Raw genomic sequence first — 20930 nt, 5'->3', positions numbered from 1 at the left:
CACCCGCGTCGCACCCCACCCCTCACCCCGCCGGCGTCTCCGAAGAGACGACGGCCCCGGGCTGTTGTCGGCGAGCGATAGCTCGCAATCGCCAGCGGTAGCTGGTAGGTCCCGGCGGTAGCCGGATGGGGATGGACCGCGCCGAGCGGGGGGTGGGCGGGTGCGGCGCGAAGCTCGGCGACGGAGGAGCCGTGCGTTAGCGCCGCGGGGGTCAGGCTTGGCCGCGGCGTACGGCGAGGATGTGGGCGGGCTCGCCGTTGGGGTCGAGCTTGACGTAGTTCTGCTGGCCCCAGCGCCAGGTCGCGCCGGTGATCTCGTCGTACACGGTGAAGGTGTCTTCGGGGCGCATGCCGAGGGCGGCCATGTCGAGGTGGACGACGGTTTCCCGTACGGCGTGGGGGTCGGTGTTGACGACGACGATGACGGTGTCGCTGTGGCCGTCGGGGGCGGTTGTGCGCTTGGAGAAGCACATGATCGCCTCGTCGTCGGTGGTGTGCAGCGAGAGGTTGCGGAGCTGCTGCAGTGCCGGGTGGCGACGGCGGACCGTGTTCAGCAACGTCAGGTACGGCGCCAGCGTGCGACCCTCGGCTTCAGCGGCGGCCCAGTCGCGCGGACGGAACTGGAACTTCTCCGTGTCGAGGTACTCCTCCGAACCCGGCCGCAGCGCGACGTGCTCGAACAACTCGTACCCGGCGTACACGCCCCACGACGGTGATGCCGTGGCCGCGATCGCCGCACGGATCTTGAACGCGCCAGGACCGCCGTACTGCAAGTAGGCAGTCAGGATGTCCGGGGTATTGACGAAGAAGTTCGGCCGCAGGAAGTGGCCGCTGTCCTTGGTCAGCTCGGTCAGGTACTCCTCGAGCTCCCACTTCTCGTTGCGCCAGGTGAAGTAGGTGTACGACTGGTGGAAGCCGACCTTGGCGAGCTCGTGCATCATCGGCCGGCGCGTGAACGCCTCGGACAGGAAGACCACGTCCGGGTCGGTCTTGCGGATCTCGCCGAGCAGGTACTCCCAGAAGTTGACCGGCTTGGTGTGCGGGTTGTCGACCCGGAACACCGTGACGCCCTTGTCGATCCACAGCTTCACGATCCGCAGGACCTCGGCGTAGATGCCTTCGGGATCGTTGTCGAAGTTGATCGGGTAGATGTCCTGGTACTTCTTCGGCGGGTTCTCGGCGTACGCGATCGAGCCGTCGGCGCGGACGTTGAACCACTTCGGGTGATCCTTGACCCACGGGTGGTCCGGCGACGCCTGCAGCGCCAGGTCGATCGCGACCTCGAGACCGACCTCGCGGGCGCGGCCGACGAAGTACTCGAAGTCCTCGAAGGTGCCGAGCTCGGGGTGGATGGCGTCGTGGCCGCCCTCCTCGGAGCCGATCGCCCACGGTGACCCCGGGTCGCCTTCCTTCGGGTCGAGCGTGTTGTTCGGCCCCTTGCGGAAGGCCTTGCCGATCGGGTGGATCGGCGGCACGTAGAGAATGTCGAAGCCCATCTTTGCGACGGCTTCGAGCCGCTCGGCGGCCGTCCGGAAGGTGCCGGACTTCCACTCGCCGGTGGCCTCGTCGTACTCGGCGCCTTCGGAGCGCGGGAAGAACTCGTACCAACTGCCGTAGAGCGCACGCTCGCGGTCGACCCACACCGGGTAGGTCTCCGACGAGGTGATCAGTTCACGCACCGGGTAGCGCCCAAGCGCCGCCCGCACCTGCGGCGAGATGCCCGCGGCGAGCCGTGCCTCCGGTGGCAACGCGCTGTTGGACAACGCCTGCGCGGCGTCGCCCAGGGTGGCCCGATCAGCCCGTACGGCGGGCGGTACGCCGGCGGCCGCGCGGTCGAAAAACGCCGCGCCCTCGGCGAACATCAGCTCGACGTCGATCCCCGCCGGGATCTTGATCTCGGCGTTGTGCCGCCAGGTCCCGTACGGGTCGCTCCAGCCCTCGACCGCGAACGTCCACGCGCCCTGCTCCTGCAGGGTGACGTCGACACTCCAGCGGTCGGTGCCGGGGGCACCTGGTGCCATCAGCATCCGTCTGGTCTGTCCCGTCGGCGACGTCAGTACGACGTTCGCGTTCACCGCGTCGTGGCCTTCGCGGAACACCGTGGCCGCGATGGTGAACGTCTCGCCGACGGCGGCCTTGGCCGGATACGCTCCGGCGTCGACGGTCGGGGTGACGTCGGTGATCGGGATGCGCCCAGTCATGGCGTAAGAAGACCTTCACTCTCTGAGTTAGGTGTCACGGCGGAACTACAGCACTGACCTTATCGATTCCCAGCGTCCATCCATCGCAAGCGGGGGTCACGGTTCGGTCCACGGTTTGGAACGTGAACGTTCGGTCACCGGACCAGCAGTACTGACAAGGCCTGCAAAGTCTTGCTCGCGTTGCAAAAAAGATGCACGCCGAGGGTGTTCTCAGCGCAGATGGCCGGTACGGTGTCCCGGTGCGAGCGATACGACGATTCTCCGTCCGCCCTGTCCTGCCCGAGCCGCTGACCGGTCTCGGCACCCTGGTGAACAACCTGCGCTGGGCCTGGCACCCGGAGACGCAGGATGTCTTCGAGGCTGTCGACCCTCAGCTGTGGCGCAGCACCGGCGGTGACCCGGTGCGGCTGCTCGGTGAGGTGCCGGCGGCCCGACTCGACGAGCTGGCGAGCGACCCGGCCTTCCTGCGCCGGCTCGAGCTGGCCGTCTCCGACCTGAACGGCTACGTCTCCGACGACCGCTGGTTCCAGACCGAGGCGGGTTCCCCGGTGACCGGGGTGGCCTACTTCTCCCCGGAGTTCGGCATCACGCACGTGCTGCCGCAGTACTCCGGCGGTCTCGGCATCCTGGCCGGTGACCACCTGAAGGCGGCCAGTGACCTCGGCGTACCGCTGATCGGTGTCGGTCTGCTGTACCGGCACGGGTACTTCGCCCAGTCGCTGAACCGCGAGGGCTGGCAGCAGGAGCGCTACCCGCTCGTCGACCCGGACGGGCTGCCGATCAGCCTGCTCCGCGACGGCGACGCCCCGGCGACCGTCACGCTGACGCTGCCCGGTGACCGCGAGCTGCGCGCCCAAATCTGGGTTGCCCAGGTCGGCCGCGTGCCGCTGCTGATGCTCGACTCCGACATCGAGGAGAACGAGCCCGCCGAGCGCGAGGTGACCGACCGTTTGTACGGCGGTACCACCGAGCACCGGCTGCTCCAGGAACTGCTGCTCGGCGTCGGCGGCGTCCGCGCGGTCCGTGAGTACTGCCGGATCACCGGCCACCCCGCGCCCGAGGTCTTCCACACCAACGAGGGCCACGCCGGGTTCCTCGGCATCGAGCGGATCCGCGAGCTGGCCGCCGACAAGGGGCTCGACTTCGACACCGCGCTCGAGGTCAACCGCGGTGGCACCGTCTTCACCACGCACACCCCGGTCCCGGCCGGTATCGACCGGTTCCCGGTCGAGCTGATCCAGCAGCACTTCTCGCCCGACGCGTTCGGCGACGGCGTACCGATCGACCGGATCCTGCAGCTCGGCGCCGAGGACTTCGAGGGCGGCGACCCGGGCGTCTTCAACATGGCGATCATGGGGCTGCGGCTCGCCCAGCGCGCGAACGGCGTCTCCAAGCTGCACGGGCTGGTCAGCCGCGGCATGTTCGCCGGTCTGTGGCCGAGCTTCGACTCCACCGACGTACCGATCACGTCGATCACCAACGGCGTCCACGCGCCGACCTGGGTGGCCCGCGAGATCAATGAGCTCACGCTGGCGACGACCGACCGGTCCGAGTCCGACGACGTCTTCCACGGCCTCGACAAGACCACCGACGCGCAGATCTGGGAGACCAAGCGGGTCCTGCGCCAGCGTTTCATCGACGACACCCGCGCCCGGGTCCGGCAGTCCTGGATCAACCGCGGTGCCAGCGAGGCCGAGCTCGGCTGGGTCGACGAGATCCTCGACCCCGACGTCCTCACGATGGGTTTCGCGCGCCGCGTCCCGTCGTACAAGCGGCTGACGCTGATGCTGCGCGACCCCGCGCGGCTGAAGGCGATGCTGCTGCACCCCGAGCGTCCGGTGCAGATCGTCATCGCCGGCAAGTCGCACCCGCACGACGAGGGCGGCAAGAAGCTCATCCAGGAGATGGTCCGCTTCGCCGACGACCCTGAGGTGCGGCACCGCATCGTCTTCGTGCCGGACTACGACATCGCGCTGGCACAGCCGATGTACCCGGGCTGCGACGTCTGGCTGAACAACCCGCTGCGCCCGTACGAGGCCTGCGGCACGTCCGGCATGAAGGCGGCTCTGAACGGTGCGCTGAACCTCTCCATCCGGGACGGCTGGTGGGACGAGTGGTACGACGACGAGTTCGGCTGGGCGATCCCGTCGGCCGAAGGCATCGAGGACACCGACCGCCGTGACGACCTCGAGGCGCACGCGCTCTACGACCTGATCGAGAAGCAGGTCGCCCCGCGCTTCTACGACGGCGAGGTCCCCGGCCGCTGGATCGAAATGCTCCGGCACACCATCAAGGAGCTCGGCCCGAAGGTCCTCGCGACCCGCATGGTCCGCGACTACGTCGAGCAGCTCTACGTCCCGGCGGCTTTGTCCTCGCGTGCGTTGAACGCGACGTACGACGGCGCCCGCGAACTGGCCGCCTGGAAGAAGAAGGTCCGCGCCGCCTGGCCGGCCATCCGCGTCGACCACGTGGAGCTGCAGGGCCTCGGCGACGTACCGCAGCTGGGTACGACCGTCGGCGTCCGCGCCTTCGCCGCACTCGGCGACCTCGAGCCGGCAGACATCTGCGTCGAGGTGCTGCACGGCCGCGTCGACGCCAACGACGAGATCACCGATCCCGTCCGCGCGACGCTGTCGCTGGCTGAAACCTACGAAGGCAACCGCCACCGCTACGAAGGCGAGCTGAAGCTCGACCGCACCGGCCCCTTCGGCTACACGGTCCGAGTGGTCCCCAACCACAAGGCCCTGGCCAGCCCCGCCGAGCTAGGCCTGGCCGCCGGCCCGTCCGACCCGGACGACCCCAGCGCGCCCGACTTGCCTGCTGGCTCCGAGTTCTAAATTCCCCAAGACCCCGCCTGCCTCACCAGGCGGGGTTTCTCTTTCCCCGCGTCCGCCCGTCGCTGTGCGGACCGCCACCACTCACCAAGTAAGCGCGGCTCGTTCGGTTCACGCTCAGCGGCTGGTCAGCGACTCGCTTGTAGCAGCGTTGGTGAGTGGCGCAGGTCCGCGCAGGCGTGTGGCGACAACGACGGTGCCCAGGGCAAGCACCGTGAACAGCGCGCCGACCCAGCCGACCGTGGGATAGCCCGCGCCGGCGTCCAGAGGCAGTCCGGCCAGCCAGGGACCTACCGTGATGCCCACGTTGAAGGCTGAGATGTTGAAGGCGGCGGCGAGAGTCGGGGCGGCGCCGGCGAGGGCGAAGACTCGGGCGTTGACGGCGGGGTTGGTGGCGAAGCCGAAGGTGCCGACGAGAATGACAGCCGGTACGGCGAGCCACGGCGTACCGGCGCCGAGCGCGAGCAGGAGAGCGGCGACTAGAAGACCGGTGAGGGCGACGGTCAGCGTGGTGAACGGGCGGCGGTCGGCGGTGCGGCCGGCCGTGGTGATGCCGATCAGAGCGCCAACGCCGTAGAAAGCGAGGATTGCGGGGATCCAGCCGGAGGAGAGGCCGGTGGAGTCTGTGAGTAGTGGCGCGAGGTAGGAGAAGATCGCCAGGATGCCCGCCGTGGAGAGCGCGGTGGTTCCGTAGGCGAGCCAGAGGGCTGGGTTGCGGAGGGCGCGTAGCTCGAGGCGAAGTTCGGGAGTGGTGCCGGAGCGGCCGCCGGGGATCGTGAAGAGGAGGCCGACCATGGCGACTGCGGACATCGCGGCGACCGCCCAGAACGCGGATTGCCAGCCGAGGTGCTGGCCGAGGGCGGTGCCGGCCGGGAGGCCGACGATGGAAGCGACGGTGAGTCCGCCGGCCAGGACGCTCATCGCGCGGGCCCGGGACTGCGGTCCGGCGAGCTCGATCGCGGTGACGGAGGCGACAGCCCAGAATCCGGCGTACACGAAGGCGCCCGCGACGCGCGTCGCCAGCAGTACGCCGTAGTCCGTGGTCAGTGCGCCGGCCACGTGAGTCAGCGCGAACGCGAGCAGGAAGGCGAGCATCGCGGTACGCCGCGACCAGCGCAACGTGACGACCGCGAGCACCGGAGCGCCGACCAGCATGCCGATGGCGAACGCGGAGATCAGCAACCCGGCGGCGGGGATCGAGACGTGCAGGTCGGCCGAGATCTCCGGCAGGAGGCCGGCCAGCATCAGCTCCGACGTTCCCTGGGCGAAGATCGCGGCGCCGAGCAGGTAGACGGCGAAGGGCAGGGCTTTGCCTTGGTCGGACATGGGTTCCTCTGGCTCAGAAGGCTTGGAGCGCAGCCTCGATGACGGACTGTTGAGCAGCGGCCGGTGCGCCACGCCGGGCGGCGACCCGCAGCCCGCCGAGTACGACGTACACGTAATCGGCCAGCGCGGCAGGATCGCGATCGGCGTCGACGTCACCCGTGGCCTGCGCGGCGCGGATCGCGTCGGCGAGGGCGGTGAGCTTCACGGCGTGGTCCCGGTCGAGGATCTCGACGAGCTCGGGATCGGTCGGCCCGAGCTCGACGACCGTGTTCACCACCAGGCATCCCGACGGGTCGCCCGGATCAGGCTCCACCGCGCGCCACAAGATCTGCCAGACCCGTTCCCGGATCGGCAGATCGTCGCGGCGGATGAGCTCGAGCTGCGCCGAGGTCGTCTGCTCCATGTAGCGATGCAGCGCGAGATCGAACAGCGCCCGCTTGCTGCTGAACGTGTTGTAGATGCTGCTCCGGCCAAGCCCGGTCGCCGCACACAGCGCCTGCGTGGACGTCGCCTCGTACCCCGAAGCCCAGAACACGCGCATCGCGGCATCGACGGCTTGCTCCTCGTCGAACATCCTCGGCCTGACCATGCACCGACCATAACAGGTTTTGGACCGAGCTATCCAAAACCATCGAGGTCACCGCACCAGTTGGACCCACTCGTGCGGCCGCCCGGAAGGCGAAGTGAGCAGCGTGCGGCCGTTGGGAGCCAGTGCCGGGTAGCGGCTCATGAGCTCCTTGAAGGCGGTTTCGTCGCCGGTGTCGGCGGCGATCAGCAGCGCGGCCAGTTCGTCGGTCTCGGCGGCGTCCGCCTCGGTGTAGGTGGGGGCGAGGGTGCCCCAGGTTTCCCAGAGCAGGAGTTCGTCGCCCATCAGGTGGGCGAGCTGGTAGTGCACGTAGGTGCGGATGAACCAGAGGCCGTTCAGGGTGAGTCCGTCGCCGGGACCGGGGACGGCGCCGTACAGGGTGGGGTCGAGGTGGCCGGCACGAGCGCCGAGCCAGACTTCGGCGGCGGAGAGGAACGGGCCGGCCGGCATGTCGAGGCTGTCGAACGGGTGGTTGTCGGCGGGGTCCAGCTCGGCGTCGGTCATGACCCAGCGTTCGCCGTTCCAGTACTCGGCGACGACGTGGTCGTGGTTGAAGTTCTCGTTGAAGTAGACGGCGAAGCCGACCCGGCTGCGGGCCGGAATGCCCTTGTGGCGCAGGGCGGAGACGAACAGCAACGTGTAGTCGCGGCAGCAACAGACGACGCGGTCGAACGGCTCCCGCGGTACGGCGAGCGGCGTACCGTTGCGGCGTTGGTCGGTGGCGATGATGGACGCGACCCAGCGGTGGTCGATCTCGGCCAGGCGGTCGCCGGTGAACTCGATCCCGCCGCCGCGGTAGTGGATGAGCAGGTTGCGGACGACAGCGCCGATGGCGGGGATGTCGTCGGGCAGGGCGTCGAACAGGTGGGCATACTCACCCGGATCGCTGTACGGCGTCTGCTTCACGTAGTCCATCAAGGTCTCCTCACAAGAATCGGTTGGGCAATGTCGACGGCGAGTGCGTCGCGGGGGAGCAGGTGGCAGTCGGGCTGGTAGATCTCGCGAGGCGCTCCGGCCTCGGGCAGTGCCTGGCCGCGGACCCAGTCGAAGACCAGGTCGTAGGCGAGCATGATCCGCGGGTACGAGCACTCGTCCATCGTGATCGTGCAGTACGCCTCCTGATGGGCCGGCTCGACGCGGATCGCAATAGATCCGGCCGGGTCGACGAGACCCTCGAACGGCACGCAGATCTCGACGGTTCCTTCCGACTCGGGCGTGATGGCGTCGTGGTAGATCACCCACGAGGCTCCGGTGCAGGTCGCACCGGCTGCGCGCAGGTACGATGCGATCTCGTCGGTCGCCGAGACGATCACCCCGACCAGCATCTGCTGGTTCGTCTCGGCCCGGATCGCCGCGATCTTGGTGGCCGGGACCTCGCGGGTCTGCACCGGCCGCGGGGTGAGTCCGGACACCCCGGTCCGGTTGAGCCGGCTCCGCAGGTACTCGAGCGTCGCCCGGCGGGCCGCGGTCGTCGCCTCTTCGGCTGCCCACCAGCGGTCGAGCCGGATGACAGCCTCCTCGTCCGACCCAGCCAGTACGTCGGCAATCGTGGCCAGCGGCATGTCGAGCTGCCGGAGCACGCTGATCCGGCGAGCGCGTTCCAGTTGCTCCTCGTCGTACAGGCGGTAGCCGTTGCCGGGGTCCACCTGGGCGGGCGCGAGCAGTCCTGAGACGTCGTACAGCCGCAGGGCCTTCTGGGAAAGCCCCGCCCGCCGCCCGAACTCACTGATCGTCAACACGCGATCATCAAACCCCCTGCCCTAGGGGCAGAGTAAAGAATCAGCCCCGGACACCGGAGGGAAGCGCAGCCAGCAGGGCGTCCGCGTGGCGGCGGTAGCCGAGGTTGTTGGGGTGGAAGTTGTCCGGGGCGAGCATGCCGCGCCACGGGGGACGGGCATGCCGGGAGACCTCGGCTACGGGGAGACCGCGGTTCGAGGCGGTGGTGCTGATGTGCTGGTTGATTCCGGAGACATAGGGACTGACGGCACCGCCGACGCGCCAGAGCCGGTCCGGCACGGTCAGGTCCATCACGACCGAGGAGGCGGGCAGCTGCTCGATCACTGCGCGCAGGTGGTCGCGGAAACGCTTCGGCGGGGTAGCGAGGATGTCGTTGTTGCCAATGCCGCAGGTGACGAGTGCAGGCTGCAGACCGGCGAGCAGGGGGAGTTGGTCGTCGAGCACGTGCCGCGTCTGTGCACCGGAGCGGGACAGGTTGAGCACGCGCCACGGAGACCCGGTACGACGGAGTGCGTTGAGCACCTGGCCGACGTACCCGTGCAGTGGGCTGGAGGCGCCGAGTCCTTGCGCAGTGGAGTCGCCGAGTACCACCCAGAGCGGTCCGTCGGCCGCAGCGGCCTGCGTGTTCTGGCGAGTCCAGTACTCCGCATAGGTGCGCGCCTGGACGTCGACGTACGCGACACCGTCCAGCCAGCGCTGCACAGCCAGCCGGGAGCTGGTCCGCTCGGCCTCACCCCAGCGCATGATCGCCCGGTGCAGCGCACCGATCGGCGTCGTTCGCTCACGCCCAAACATTGGTCCCCCACACGATGAACAACAGGTGACCAGTGAAGGTACAGAGCGAAGGTTAACAACCCTCAGAGAGCGCGGAGCAGCACCAGACACAGCGGCGGTAGCGGCACGGTCGCACCGGCCTCGACCTCGGTCACCATGCTGTTGCTGGTGTCCAGCACCACCTCGTACGCCGGTGCCCACGACGCATCCGGTACGACGACCTCCCGCACCTCGGACGTGGCGTTCAGAGCGAGCAGAAACGAGCTGTCCGTCAGCGCATTGCCCTCAGCGTCAGTAGCCCGCAGTGCATCGCCGGCCAGGAACATGCCGATCGTGCGCAGGTTCCCGTCGTGCCAGTCGGACTCGGTCATCTCGCCACCGTGCGGTGCGATCCAGGACAGGTCCTTCCGCCCACCCGGTACGACGGGTTGTCCGGAGAAGTAGTGCCATTGCCGCAGGGTGGGGTGTGCCGCGCGCAGTGCGATCAGCTTCTTCGTCAGCGCGAGGTGATCCGCCCACTGCTGTGGCAGCGACCAGTCGAACCACGAGATCTCGCTGTCCTGGCAGTACGCGTTGTTGTTACCGCCCTGCGTCCGCCCGCACTCGTCGCCCATGGTGATCATCGGTACGCCGGTGGACAGGATCAGCGTGGACATCAGGTTCGCCATCTGACGCTTGCGCAAGGCAACTACCGCGGGGTCGTCGGTCTCGCCCTCGACACCGCAGTTCCAGGAGCGGTTGTCGTCGGTACCGTCCCGGTTGTCCTCGTGGTTGGCCTCGTTGTGCTTGTGGTTGTAGCTGACCAGGTCGCGCAGCGTGAAGCCGTCGTGCGCGGTGACGAAGTTGATCGACGCGTACGGGTAGCGGCCGTCGTCGCCGTACAGGTCGCTGGAGCCGGAGAGTCGGTAGGCGAGGTCCTTCACGCCGTCGGAGGCGTTGCGCCACACGTCCCGCACGCTGTCGCGGAACTTGCCGTTCCACTCCGACCACGGGGTGCCGAAGTTGCCGACCTGATAGCCGAAGTTGCCGACGTCCCACGGTTCGGAGATCAGCTTCACCCGGCCGAGCACCGGATCGGCCGCCACCTCGGACAAGAAGGGGTGGTCGACCAGGTCGACCTCGTGCCGTTCGTTGCGAACCAGCGTGACGGCCAGGTCGAACCGGAACCCGTCGACGCCCATCTCCTCGACCCAGTAGCGCAGCGAGTCCATCATCAGTCGCCGGACCTGCGGGTGTGAGGTGTCGACCGAGTTGCCGGTCCCGGTGACGTCGTACATGGTGCCGCTGTCGCCGAGCCGGTAGTACGCGCGGTTGTCGATGCCGCGGAAGCTCAGTGTCGGCCCGTCGAAGCCGCCCTCGGCGGTGTGGTTGTAGACGACGTCCAGGATCACCTCGATGCCGGCAGCGTGGAACGCGGCCACCATGGCCTTGAACTCGGCCACCTGCTCACCACGCGTACCCGCTGACGAGTACGCCCCGTGCGGAGCGAAGAACCCGAGCGTGTTGTAGCCCCAGTAGTTCGGCAGACCGCGCGCTGCGATCGCAGGCTCGGTCAGGAACTGGTGGATCGGCAGCAGCTCGACCGACGTGACACCGAGCTCGTGCAGGTAGCTGATGACGGAGGGGTGCGCCAGACCGGCGTACGTGCCGCGCTGGTGCTCCGGCACGTCGGGATGCCGCTTGGTGAAGCCCTTGGTGTGCAACTCGTACACAACCGTCTCGCCCCAGTGCACCGGCTTGCAGATCGGCGGTGGCGGCTCGGAGTCGCCGACCACGACACTGACCGGCACATGTCCGGCCGAGTCCCCGTCCGAAGAGTCGTAGATCAGCGGGCTGGCGAAATCCAAGGAGCCGTCGACTGCCCGGGCGTACGGGTCCAGCAGCAGCTTCGACGGGTTGAACCGCAGTCCGTGCGACGGGTCGAACGGACCGTGCACGCGGTACCCGTAGCGCTGGCCGGGACCGACGCCGGCGACGAACCCGGTCCAGAACTCGCCGGTGTGCGCGAGGTCGAGGTTCCGCTGGCTGCCGTCGTCGGCGATCAGGGCCAGCTCCACCCGCTCGGCGGCCGGCGCCCACAGCGTGAACGTGGTCCCGTCGGTCTGGACCACCGCGCCCAACCGCGGCCCCAGGTCGCCGGCTGGACCGGCTGCGGTCGGAGGCGCGGTCGTGTCAGTCACCGGCACATTGTGCACAAGTCCTGGCAAACCCATCACTCGGCGGGGTGTATTGACCGTGATTGTCCGGGGAGTGATCGTGAGACGGTAGTTGTGAACGTCTGTGCGCAATGATAGGCAAGGACCGTTACTAAGTAAGTACCTACTCCAGCCTCCTGTGAGGGTCTCATGGCGGAACAGCTCGCCGGTCTGACCGTTGGTCTGATCGGCGCCGGCAACATTGCCCATGTCCATGTCGCGGCGTGGAAGGCGCTCGGCGCGCGCGTGGTCGTGTACTCGGTCGAAGGGGCCGAATCACTCGCCGAGCAGTACGGCCTGGAGGTGGCGCCGTCGCTGGACGGGCTGCTCTCCGAGGTCGAGTTCGTCGACATCGTCACGCCGTCCCCGACCCACAAAGAGATCGCCCTGGCCGCGATCAAGGCCGGGAAGGACGTGATCTGCGAGAAGCCGCTGAGCCTGACCGCGGCGGACTCGCACGAGGTACTCTCCGCCGCCGAGGCTGCCGGGGTGAAGGTCTACCCGGCCCACGTGGTGCGCTACTTCCCCGAGTACAAGGCCGCGTACGACGCCGTCCAGGCCGGCCGGATCGGCCCGGTCGCGGTAGCGCGCTTCTTCCGGCAGGCCTCCTCGCCGGCCGGTGCGGGCTGGTACCGCGATGTCGCCCGCTCCGGCGGCGTGATCATGGACCTGATGGTTCACGACCTCGACCAGGCGCAGTGGCTGTGCGGCAAGGTCACCAGCGTCTACGCCGTCCAGAACCCGCCGACCGTGGACGGCATCAGCCCGGTCAACGTCTCCGCGCACGTGACGCTGACTCACGAGTCCGGTGCGATCTCGCTCTGCCGTGCGACCTGGGGTGTGCCCGGCACTCCGTTCCGGACCGGCTTCCACATCGCCGGTGCGACCGGCGTACTGAAGCACACGTCTGGTGTGGACACCGGCTTCACCGAAGAGCTGCAGAATGACGCGGATGCCGCGGACCTGCTGATTCCGGCGTCCGCACTGGGGGAGAGTCCGTATCTGACGCAGCTGCGTGAGCTGGCGATCGGACTACGCGGCGGCCCAGAGCCACGCGTGCTCGGCGTCGACGGCGTGGCAGCCGTCGACCTCGCCGAAGCTGCCCGGTTGTCCATGGAGTCCGGCAAGACCATCGAGCTGACGGGAGCAGTGGCATGAAGGTAGCGATCGCCTCTTTCGCCCACACCCACGCTGCTTCGTACGCGTACCTGCTGGGCCAGATGCCCGATGTCGAGGTGCTGTCCGCGGACCCGGACGGCGCAGCGGCGCCTGACGCGGGACCACGCGGCGCAGAGTTCGCCGCAAAGCTCGGAGTGCCCTATGTCGACTCGTACGACGAGCTGTTCGCGTGGGGCCCGGATGCCGTCGTAGTGACGTCCGAGAACGCCGGCCACCGCGCACTGGTCGAGCGGGCGGCAGCAGCCGGCGCACATGTGCTGTGCGAGAAGCCGTTGGCCACTGAGGTCGCTGACGGTCAAGCCATGCTGGATGCCTGCGCAGCTGCGGGATCGATCCTGATGATCGCGTACCCGGTGCGCTTCGCGCCGTCGTACCTGCGACTGCGTGCCATGGTCGAGGCCGGCCGGCTCGGCGACGTCTTCGCCGTACTGGGCACCAACAACGGCAAAATCCCGTACGACGCCCGCCAGTGGTTCACCGACAAGGATCTGGCCGGTGGTGGTGCTCTGGTCGACCACACCGTGCACTGTGCGGATCTGATCGACGGTCTGACCGGGGGAGCGTCGGCATCACGCGTGTACGCCGCTGCGAACCACGTGCTGCACCAGGACAAGGGCGTCCAGGTCGAGACCGGTGGACTGGTCACCATCACCTACGACAACGGGCTACTGGCAACGATCGACTGCTCGTGGAGCGTTCCGGACAACGGTCCGACCTGGGGCGGTGTCTCGTTGCAGGTCACCGGCACCAACGGTTCGGTCGAGATCGAGCCGTTCCTGCCGCACGTCGGCGGGACCGACCCGAATGGCGAGGTCTTCCTGGCGGTCGGCGGCAACCTGGACGAGTCAATGCTGGCGACGTTCCTGCATGCGGTTCGGGAGTCCGGCGCACCGGTCCCCGGTAAGCAGCCTGCCGTGGTGCCGCAGCCGGATGGCGCTGTGGGCCTGCGCACGCTGCAGATCGTGGACGCTGCTCGTCGCTCTGCCGTTTCCGGTCAGCCGATCGACCTGTAGTACGGTTCCGGGGATGTGACCGGCCGGTAGTAGGAGGAGCGACGTATGGGCGAGTTCGTCAACCTGACCGTGAGTGACGGGGTCGGGACGATCCGGCTGGACCGGCCGAAGATGAACGCCCTGAACGTCCAGGTCCAGGACGAGATCCGGGCCGCTGCCGAGGAGGCGACGGCGAACGACGACGTCCGCGCGGTGGTCGTGTACGGCGGCGAGAAGGTCTTCGCCGCCGGCGCGGACATCAAGGAGATGGCCGACATGTCGTACGCCGACATGGTCAAGCGCTCCGGTCCGCTGCAGGCCTCGCTGACCGCCGTGGCCGCGATCCCGAAGCCGACGGTCGCGGCCGTCACCGGCTACGCGCTCGGCGGCGGCTGTGAGCTCGCGCTCTGCACCGACTACCGGATCGCCGCCGAGGACGCCAAGCTCGGCCAGCCGGAGATCCTGCTCGGCATCATCCCCGGCGCCGGCGGTACCCAGCGGCTCGCCCGCCTGGTCGGCCCGTCGAAGGCCAAGGACCTGATCTACACCGGTCGCTTCGTCGACGCCGCCGAGGCGTTGCAGATCGGCCTGGTGGACAAGGTCGTCCCGGCCGCCGAGGTGTACGACGCCGCGGTCGCCTGGGCATCCCAGTTCTCGAAGGGTGCCGCGCTCGCGCTGCGCGCCGCCAAGGAGTCGATCGACGCCGGCCTCGGCGTGGATCTCGCCACCGGCCTGGAGATCGAGCGGCAGCAGTTCGCCGCGCTCTTCGCCACCGAGGACCGCGCGATCGGGATGAAGTCCTTCGTCGAGAACGGCCCCGGAAAAGCTGAGTTCAAGGGAATCTGATGACCACCTCTGCCGAGAAGCCCGCTGCCACTGCCGAAGAGGTCGAGGCGGCCTGGAACGACAACAAGCTGGCCCAGGTCCTCTACCACGACTGGGAAGCCTCGACGTACGACGAGAAGTGGTCGATCTCGTACGACGAGCGCTGCGTCAGCTACGCCCGCGACCGGTTCACCGCGATCGCCGGTGACCAGGGCTGGCCGTACGGGAAGTCGCTCGAGATCGGCGCCGGCACCGGCTTCTTCACGCTGAACCTGAAGCTGGCCGGTGTGCTGGACGAGGCGCACGTCACCGACCTGTCTCCGGGCATGGTCGAGGCTGCCAAGAAGAACGCGAAGACGCTCGGGTTCGTGGTCGAGGGCCGGGTCGCCGACGCCGAGAAACTCCCGTACGACGACGACACCTTCGACCTCGTCATCGGCCACGCCGTCATCCACCACATCCCGGACGTCGAGCTCGCCTTCCGCGAGATGCTCCGCGTCCTCAAGCCCGGCGGCCGCTTCGTCATCTGCGGCGAACCCACCCGGTACGGCGACTTCATCGCCCGCCGCTTGTCCCGTCTGACCTGGTGGGCGACGACCAACGTCACCAAGCTGCCCGCGTTGTCGGACTGGCGCCGCCCGCAGGCCGAGCTCGACGAGTCCTCGCGCGCCGCCGCGCTGGAAGCCGTTGTGGACCTGCACACCTTCGACCCGGACACGCTGGCCCGCACGGCCACGCGGGCCGGCGCGGCCGAGGTCAAGACCGTGACCGAGGAGCTCACCGCCGCCTGGCTCGGCTGGCCGATCCGCACGTTCGAGGCCGCCGTACCGGAGCAGAAGCTCGGCTTCGGCTGGCGGATGTTCGCCTACAAGTCGTGGCTGCAGCTGTCCAAGGTGGACAAGGTGCTGTCGAACGTCGTGCCCGATGAGCTTTACTACAACGTCTCCATCACTGGAGTAGCAGTAAGGTAACTCAATGCGGTTGTTGTCCGTGGCGAATCTGCGCTGGGTGGTGCGCCACCGGGCGTGGACGCCGTACTACCTCAAGCGGTACTGGCGGTTCGCCTGGTTCAAGCTGCGTCATCCGCAGGTGATCACCGAGGGTTTCGTCTTCCTCGGCAAGAACCTGGAGATCGTCGCGCGCCGGGGACACGGCCGGATCATCCTCGGCAAATGGGTGCACCTCGGTGACGAGACCCGGCTGCGCGCGCACGAGGGCACCCTGCGGATCGGCGACAAGGTGGTGTTCGCCCGCGATGTCACGGTGAACTGCTACCTGGACATCGAGATCGGCGCCTCCACGCTGATCGCGGACTGGACCTACATCTGCGACTTCGACCACAAGACCGAGGAGCTCGGGCTGCCGATCAAGGACCAGGGCCTGGTGAAGTCGCCGGTCCGGATCGGTCCGGACTGCTGGCTGGCCACCAAGGTGACCGTCACCCGCGGAACCGACATCGGTCGCGGCGTGGTGATCGGCGCGAACAGCGTTGCCCGTGGCAACATTCCTGCGTACGCCGTCGCCGCCGGGGTTCCGGCGGTCGTCGTCGCCGACCGCACCACCCGCTATGCCGCCGACGCGCCGCGCCGTGCCTATTTGGCCGGTCTCGCCGAGGTGAACGCAGCCACCGCCGCCCAGTTGCGCTCGTCCGTTCCACCAGACCAGATACAGCTCGCGACACCCCAGCTCACCGTGACTCCGACTGCCGGCGGTGACGAATCCGGTGCCGAGGGGTTCTCAAGTTACTCACCGGTCGGGCACTATGTCCCGCACGACCGGATGGCCGTCGGAGAGGAGACGCAGCGTGGCTGAGCACGCCAGGACCGACGGTTCCGATGCCGACCCGCTGGGCGCTACGTTGGATGCAGCGCTGCGAACGACCGACGACGTGACAACGACCGCCGCGCCGGCCCCGATCGCCGGGGCCCGGCGCAGGCTGTCGCCGCGACCGGTCCCGGTCAGCCGCCGGAAGAAGGCGGCCGCACCGGACCCGGGCGCGCTCGAGGAACCGAACCCGGCTGAGGAGATGGGTGACGTGGGCAACGACGACAATGCGAAGGCGGCCGCGGCCGAGAAAGCGGCGAGCGTACCCGAGGACACTCCAGTGGCCGGCTCGACCGCGACCAAGACCGCCAAGCCCCGCACGGCGGCCGAGATCGTCGCTGAGCAGAAGGCGCGCGAGGAGGCCGCTGCTTCGGCTTCGGCCACTCCGTCGGGCAGCGGCTCGGACGACACCACGGCGACCAAACCGGTCAGCCGGGTGACGACGCCGGCGGCGACGGCGACCAAGACCGCTGCGGCGCCGGTGAAGAAGGCCGCGGCCGGCAAGCAGGCGATGAGCACGGTCGGCACCGGCGTCCGTCAGTTCCGCAATCTGCTGGCCTCGGTGGTCTGGCTGATCGCTGTTCTGGCCGCGGCGTTGCTCGCACTGGGCGCGCTCTTCACGGCGCTCGACCAGACCAACCAGAGCAACGAGATCGTCCGCTGGGTGCTGGAGCGCGGGCACGACCTGGTCGGCCCGTTCAAGGACCTGTTCCGGCTCGAGACCGCCAAGAACACCCTGCTGGTGAACTGGGGGATCGCCGCGCTGGTCTACCTGATCGCCGGCAAGATCCTCGAACGCTTCATCCGGCCGTAGGTTTCACGGCCACCAGGATCAGGTCGAGCGACTCGTCGAGGTCGCCCGGCCTGATCTCGAAGTCGTCGTACGTCGTGTTGGTGACCAACTCGCGGAGGTCTGTCGGCCATTCGTCGTGTGGTGCCGCAAGCTGAGCATCCACACACGACCCGTGCTCGGATTCCCAGTCCTGCAAGCGCTTCCCGTGATGCAGCCCGAGCGTGTGCGTGATCCCGAGCTCGGGTTCGACCAGCTCGGTGAACTCCGCCATCGTCAGCTCACGCGTGTGGTACCAGTTCCCGCTCGGGAAGGTGAGCCGGTTCGGAGTGCTCAGTACGGCGGTCCCGCCCGGCGCGAGGATCCGTGCGCATTCGGTGATGAACCGCGGCTGCTCCCACAGATGCTCGATCGTCTGCAACGACGTCAGTAGCCCGAAACTCGCGTCCGCGAAGGCGGTCTGCACGAGATTCCCCCGGACGACGCTCACCTGCGGATAGACCCGCCGTACGTGCTGGAGGGTGTCGGGCTCGTAGTCCAGCCCGAACACCGGCTCGGTACCGGCGGTCCGGAGCAGCTCGGCGCCGTACCCCTCGCCGCAACCCGCCTCGAGCACGCGGCCGCTCGTCGGCAGCAGCTCCGCCACGATCCACCGGTACGCCGCCTCGTGCCGCGCGAACCAGTAATTCTCGTGCCAGATGCCGGGGGCGGTCCGCTCGCCGGTCAGCGTCAGGGTCTCGGTCACGCGGTCAGCTTATGCACAGCGGCGGTGTCCGGGCCCGCCCGCCCGAACACCGCCGCTGTTGGATCTACCCGTTAGTGCCGCTTGTGCTTGCCGGTTCCGTCGTCGTCGAGACCATCCACCTCGACCCGCTCCTTGCGGACGGTCTCGGTGACGTTCTCCTCGCCGCGGACGGTCTCGGTCTCGAGGCCGACCCGCTCGACGGCGACGGTCTCCTTACCGATCACCGGGCGCTCTTCGTGCAGCACGACCTCGCGCTCCTCGTCGCCGAGTTCACCGGAGCGGCCGCGAAGCTCGCCATCCGCCACCGGCTCCCGAACCACGCGCACTTCCTCGTGGCTCACCGGTACCGTGACCTGCTGCTCCTCGGTCACGACGTGCTTATGCAGGCGGACCCGGCCGGTCTCGACCGTCTCGGTCCCCGCGTGCAGCTTCTCCTCGTGCCGGACCATCGACCCGTCCTCGGCCATCCGGCCCTGCTCAGCCTTGCGCCCGCGCGGCGCCGTACCGGCGTTCGGCTGCGGCAACTGCATGCCGTAGTAGCGGTACAGCTCGGACGCTTCACCCTCGCTGAGGTGCCCGTTGGCGTCGATCCGCGGTGCGTCCTTGATCTTCGACTTGGACGTCGCCAGGTGCAGGCCGTCCTTCTCGACGTGCGCACCGTCGAGCGGCACAAAGGTGTGCTTGGTGCCGAACATTCCCGTGTTCACTGTGACCCATTCCGGGCGTCCGGTCGCGTCGGAGGCGTAGACATTGCCGACCGACCCGATCTTGTCGCCGGACGCGTCGTACGCCGTCTCGCCGACGACTTGCTCGATTCCCTGCATGGTCATCGTTATCAACCCCGTGTCGATTGTTTGCGTACAGCAACGAACGACAGACCGGTGCCCGACCTCACGGAAGGCAAACACTTGATCACGAGCTGTGTTCGGATAACGGTCGGGCCTGGTGTGTCGGACGCCTCGGCCGCCGCCGCTGACCGCCGGGACGCCAGGGGATAGCCTGGGCGGGCGCCGGCGGTGTGATGGGACTCGCACGTGGCAATGTTTCCCGCGAGTAACATCCGTGGCAGGCTTGGAGAGACCGTTAACCAGAAGGGGTCCCACACGCTATGAAGATCGTCGTCTGCGCGAAGTTCGTGCCGGATGCCACGGCGGACCGCCGCTTCCGCCCGGAGGACAACACCGTGGATCGCGCCGGTGTGGACGGGCTGCTGTCCGAACTGGACGAATATGCCGTTGAGACCGCATTGACCGTCAAAGAGGGGGCCGGCGACCCTGGAGACACAGTGGTGACCATCCTCACCGTCGGCCCGGAGCAGGCCGCCGACGCGGTGAAGAAGGGCCTGCAGATGGGTGCCGACGCGGGCGTGCACGTCCTCGACGACGCCATCCACGGCTCCGACGCGGTCGCCACCTCGCTGGTGCTGTCGAAGGCGCTGGCCAAGCTCGAGGCCGACCTGGTCGTCTTCGGCATGGGGTCGACCGACGGCTCGATGGGCGTCATCCCCGCGATGGTGTCCGAGCGCCTCGGCCTGCCGGCCGTCACGCTGGGCTCGGAGGTGACCGTCGACGGCACGAGCGTGAAGATCCGCCGGGACGGGGACACCGCGAGCGACACCGTCGAGGGCACGCTGCCGCTGGTGCTGAGCGTCTCCGACCAGGCGAACGAGCCGCGGTACCCGTCGTTCAAGGGCATCATGGCCGCGAAGAAGAAGCCGGTCGAGACCTGGTCGCTGGCCGACCTGGAGTTGACGCCGGAGCAGGTCGGCGGCTCGTCGGCCTGGACCGAGGTGGTCGAGGTGACCGCCCGTCCGGCGCGCACCGCGGGCACCATCGTGACCGATGAGGACGGCTCCGGTGCGGGTCAGCTCGTCGAGTTCCTGTCCACCAACAAGTTCCTCTGAGGGGCGAGCAGTCTGATGTCGAACGTTCTGGTTCTCGTTGACCACACCGCGGGCGTCGTACGCAAGACGACCGCCGAACTCCTCACCATCGCGCGCCGGCTCGGCGAGCCCGTCGCGGTCTTCATCGGTGACGGCGTGCAGGAGGCCCTTCCGGCCCTCGGTCAGTACGGCGCCACCAAGGTGATCGCGCTGACCGCTCCGGAGCTCACGCAGTACCTGGTGGCCCCGAAGGCCGAGGCGCTGCAGCAGGTCGCGGCCAAGGTCGAGCCGTCGGCGATCCTGATCTCGTCGAACGCCGAGGGCAAGGAGATCGCGGCCCGGCTCGCGGTCAAGCTGGAGTCCGGCCTGATCACCGACGCCGTCGACGTGCAGGAAGGTCCCGTCACGACGCAGTCCGTCTTCGCGGGCAACTACAGCGTCAAGTCGAAGATCACCAAGGGCATCGCGATCATCACCGTGAAGCCGAACGCGGCCACCCCGGAGGCCGCCGAGACCTCGCCGGAGGTGGAGGAGTTCGACGTGACGATCTCCGACGCCGCCAAGACGGCGAAGATCACCGACTCGAAGCCGCGCGCGGCGACCGGTCGTCCGGAGCTCACCGAGGCCGCGATCATCGTTTCCGGTGGCCGCGGTACCGGCGGTGACTTCGGTCCGGTCGAGGCCTTCGCCGACTCGCTCGGCGCCGCTGTCGGTGCGTCCCGCGCCGCGGTGGACTCGGGCTGGTACCCGCACGCCTACCAGGTCGGCCAGACCGGCAAGACCGTCTCCCCGCAGCTGTACGTCGCCGCCGGGATCTCGGGCGCGATCCAGCACCGGGCCGGTATGCAGACCTCGAAGACGATCGTTGCCATCAACAAGGACAACGAGGCGCCGATCTTCGAGCTGGTCGACTTCGGTGTCGTCGGTGACCTGCACAAGGTCCTCCCGGCCGCCACCGAAGAGGTCACCAAGCGCAAGTCCTGAAATGCTCGGAAGCGCCCGGCTCGGCTGATTGCCGAGCCGGGCGCTTCGTTCGTGTGT

Annotated in this window: 18 protein-coding genes; 9 read left to right on the top strand and 9 right to left on the bottom strand. The window is 68.4% G+C overall.

What is annotated here, in order from left to right; translation table 11 throughout:
- Positions 1-211: 211 nt before the first annotated feature.
- The gene (locus ABZS29_RS33005) at positions 212-2200 is read right to left on the bottom strand and encodes an alpha-1,4-glucan--maltose-1-phosphate maltosyltransferase (RefSeq protein WP_355467973.1); all 1989 of its coding nucleotides are present in this window, start codon (positions 2198-2200) and stop codon (positions 212-214) included.
- Between the two features lie 239 nt (positions 2201-2439).
- Between ABZS29_RS33005 and glgP the strand changes: the two genes are divergently transcribed.
- Positions 2440-5037 (top strand): alpha-glucan family phosphorylase, encoded by a 2598-nt coding sequence (glgP, locus tag ABZS29_RS33000; protein ID WP_355467971.1) that lies wholly within the window; start codon positions 2440-2442, stop codon positions 5035-5037.
- A gap of 114 nt (positions 5038-5151) precedes the next feature.
- Here glgP and ABZS29_RS32995 read toward each other — a convergent pair whose 3' ends face one another.
- The 6 genes from ABZS29_RS32995 to glgX all read right to left on the bottom strand — a co-directional run bounded on the left by ABZS29_RS32995 (position 5152) and on the right by glgX (position 11637).
- Positions 5152-6360, bottom strand: coding sequence for a Cmx/CmrA family chloramphenicol efflux MFS transporter (locus ABZS29_RS32995; protein ID WP_355467969.1), 1209 nt, complete (start codon positions 6358-6360; stop codon positions 5152-5154).
- A 13-nt stretch (positions 6361-6373) separates the two neighbouring features.
- On the bottom strand, positions 6374-6949 hold the full coding sequence (locus ABZS29_RS32990; protein ID WP_355467967.1) for a TetR/AcrR family transcriptional regulator: 576 nt from the start codon (positions 6947-6949) through the stop codon (positions 6374-6376).
- A gap of 48 nt (positions 6950-6997) precedes the next feature.
- Positions 6998-7861 (bottom strand): transglutaminase-like domain-containing protein, encoded by an 864-nt coding sequence (locus ABZS29_RS32985; RefSeq protein ID WP_355467965.1) that lies wholly within the window; start codon positions 7859-7861, stop codon positions 6998-7000.
- Positions 7861-8685, bottom strand: coding sequence for a MerR family transcriptional regulator (locus tag ABZS29_RS32980; RefSeq protein ID WP_355467963.1), 825 nt, complete (start codon positions 8683-8685; stop codon positions 7861-7863). Before ABZS29_RS32980 ends, ABZS29_RS32985 begins: the two co-directional genes overlap by 1 nt.
- Positions 8686-8725: 40 nt before the next feature.
- The gene (locus ABZS29_RS32975; RefSeq protein ID WP_355467961.1) at positions 8726-9478 is read right to left on the bottom strand and encodes an SGNH/GDSL hydrolase family protein; all 753 of its coding nucleotides are present in this window, start codon (positions 9476-9478) and stop codon (positions 8726-8728) included.
- A 62-nt stretch (positions 9479-9540) separates the two neighbouring features.
- A complete protein-coding gene (gene glgX / locus ABZS29_RS32970; protein ID WP_355467960.1) occupies positions 9541-11637 on the bottom strand; it encodes a glycogen debranching protein GlgX in 2097 nt (698 codons plus the stop codon).
- A gap of 165 nt (positions 11638-11802) precedes the next feature.
- Here glgX and ABZS29_RS32965 point away from each other — a divergent pair, with 165 nt between their 5' ends.
- Genes ABZS29_RS32965 through ABZS29_RS32940 form a run of 6 tightly spaced genes read left to right on the top strand, consistent with a single transcriptional unit; the run spans position 11803 to position 17286 of the window.
- Complete coding sequence (locus ABZS29_RS32965) at positions 11803-12810, top strand: Gfo/Idh/MocA family oxidoreductase (RefSeq protein WP_355467959.1); 1008 nt, start codon at positions 11803-11805, stop codon at positions 12808-12810.
- Positions 12807-13844: a Gfo/Idh/MocA family oxidoreductase gene (locus ABZS29_RS32960; RefSeq protein WP_355467957.1), complete on the top strand. Its 1038-nt coding sequence runs from the start codon at positions 12807-12809 to the stop codon at positions 13842-13844. Before ABZS29_RS32965 ends, ABZS29_RS32960 begins: the two co-directional genes overlap by 4 nt.
- 45 nt (positions 13845-13889) lie before the next feature.
- Complete coding sequence (locus ABZS29_RS32955) at positions 13890-14669, top strand: enoyl-CoA hydratase-related protein (protein ID WP_355467955.1); 780 nt, start codon at positions 13890-13892, stop codon at positions 14667-14669.
- Positions 14669-15619, top strand: coding sequence for a class I SAM-dependent methyltransferase (locus tag ABZS29_RS32950; RefSeq protein WP_355467953.1), 951 nt, complete (start codon positions 14669-14671; stop codon positions 15617-15619). The genes ABZS29_RS32955 and ABZS29_RS32950 overlap by 1 nt, the downstream gene beginning before the upstream one ends.
- A 4-nt stretch (positions 15620-15623) precedes the next feature.
- A complete protein-coding gene (locus ABZS29_RS32945) occupies positions 15624-16460 on the top strand; it encodes an acyltransferase (protein ID WP_355467951.1) in 837 nt (278 codons plus the stop codon).
- Positions 16453-17286 (top strand): hypothetical protein, encoded by an 834-nt coding sequence (locus ABZS29_RS32940; protein ID WP_355467949.1) that lies wholly within the window; start codon positions 16453-16455, stop codon positions 17284-17286. The genes ABZS29_RS32945 and ABZS29_RS32940 overlap by 8 nt, the downstream gene beginning before the upstream one ends.
- Here ABZS29_RS32940 and ABZS29_RS32935 read toward each other — a convergent pair.
- Positions 17273-18007 carry a class I SAM-dependent methyltransferase gene (locus ABZS29_RS32935; protein ID WP_355467947.1) on the bottom strand — a complete coding sequence of 245 codons (735 nt, stop codon included), beginning with the start codon at positions 18005-18007 and terminating at the stop codon, positions 17273-17275. The genes ABZS29_RS32940 and ABZS29_RS32935 overlap by 14 nt on opposite strands.
- Positions 18008-18078: 71 nt before the next feature.
- Entirely contained in the window at positions 18079-18837 is a 759-nt protein-coding gene (locus ABZS29_RS32930) for a PRC and DUF2382 domain-containing protein (RefSeq protein ID WP_355467945.1), read from the bottom strand.
- A 278-nt stretch (positions 18838-19115) separates the two neighbouring features.
- Here ABZS29_RS32930 and ABZS29_RS32925 point away from each other — a divergent pair, with 278 nt between their 5' ends.
- Positions 19116-19910 (top strand): electron transfer flavoprotein subunit beta/FixA family protein, encoded by a 795-nt coding sequence (locus ABZS29_RS32925; protein WP_355467944.1) that lies wholly within the window; start codon positions 19116-19118, stop codon positions 19908-19910.
- A gap of 15 nt (positions 19911-19925) precedes the next feature.
- Entirely contained in the window at positions 19926-20873 is a 948-nt protein-coding gene (locus tag ABZS29_RS32920) for an electron transfer flavoprotein subunit alpha/FixB family protein (protein WP_355467942.1), read from the top strand.
- Positions 20874-20930 lie beyond the last annotated feature (57 nt).

Source organism: Kribbella sp. NPDC005582 (assembly GCF_040605415.1).
Taxonomy (GTDB): domain Bacteria; phylum Actinomycetota; class Actinomycetes; order Propionibacteriales; family Kribbellaceae; genus Kribbella.
This window is presented reverse-complemented; position numbering and strand designations above follow the sequence as displayed.

Coding starts and splice junctions, on each gene's coding strand:
- ABZS29_RS33005 (WP_355467973.1), bottom strand. CDS start 2,200: ATGACTGGGCGCATCCCGATCACCGACGTCACCCCGACCGTCGACGCC.
- ABZS29_RS32995 (WP_355467969.1), bottom strand. CDS start 6,360: ATGTCCGACCAAGGCAAAGCCCTGCCCTTCGCCGTCTACCTGCTCGGC.
- ABZS29_RS32990 (WP_355467967.1), bottom strand. CDS start 6,949: ATGGTCAGGCCGAGGATGTTCGACGAGGAGCAAGCCGTCGATGCCGCG.
- ABZS29_RS32985 (WP_355467965.1), bottom strand. CDS start 7,861: ATGGACTACGTGAAGCAGACGCCGTACAGCGATCCGGGTGAGTATGCC.
- ABZS29_RS32975 (WP_355467961.1), bottom strand. CDS start 9,478: ATGTTTGGGCGTGAGCGAACGACGCCGATCGGTGCGCTGCACCGGGCG.
- ABZS29_RS32965 (WP_355467959.1), top strand. CDS start 11,803: ATGGCGGAACAGCTCGCCGGTCTGACCGTTGGTCTGATCGGCGCCGGC.
- ABZS29_RS32960 (WP_355467957.1), top strand. CDS start 12,807: ATGAAGGTAGCGATCGCCTCTTTCGCCCACACCCACGCTGCTTCGTAC.
- ABZS29_RS32955 (WP_355467955.1), top strand. CDS start 13,890: ATGGGCGAGTTCGTCAACCTGACCGTGAGTGACGGGGTCGGGACGATC.
- ABZS29_RS32950 (WP_355467953.1), top strand. CDS start 14,669: ATGACCACCTCTGCCGAGAAGCCCGCTGCCACTGCCGAAGAGGTCGAG.
- ABZS29_RS32945 (WP_355467951.1), top strand. CDS start 15,624: ATGCGGTTGTTGTCCGTGGCGAATCTGCGCTGGGTGGTGCGCCACCGG.
- ABZS29_RS32930 (WP_355467945.1), bottom strand. CDS start 18,837: ATGACCATGCAGGGAATCGAGCAAGTCGTCGGCGAGACGGCGTACGAC.
- ABZS29_RS32925 (WP_355467944.1), top strand. CDS start 19,116: ATGAAGATCGTCGTCTGCGCGAAGTTCGTGCCGGATGCCACGGCGGAC.
- ABZS29_RS32920 (WP_355467942.1), top strand. CDS start 19,926: ATGTCGAACGTTCTGGTTCTCGTTGACCACACCGCGGGCGTCGTACGC.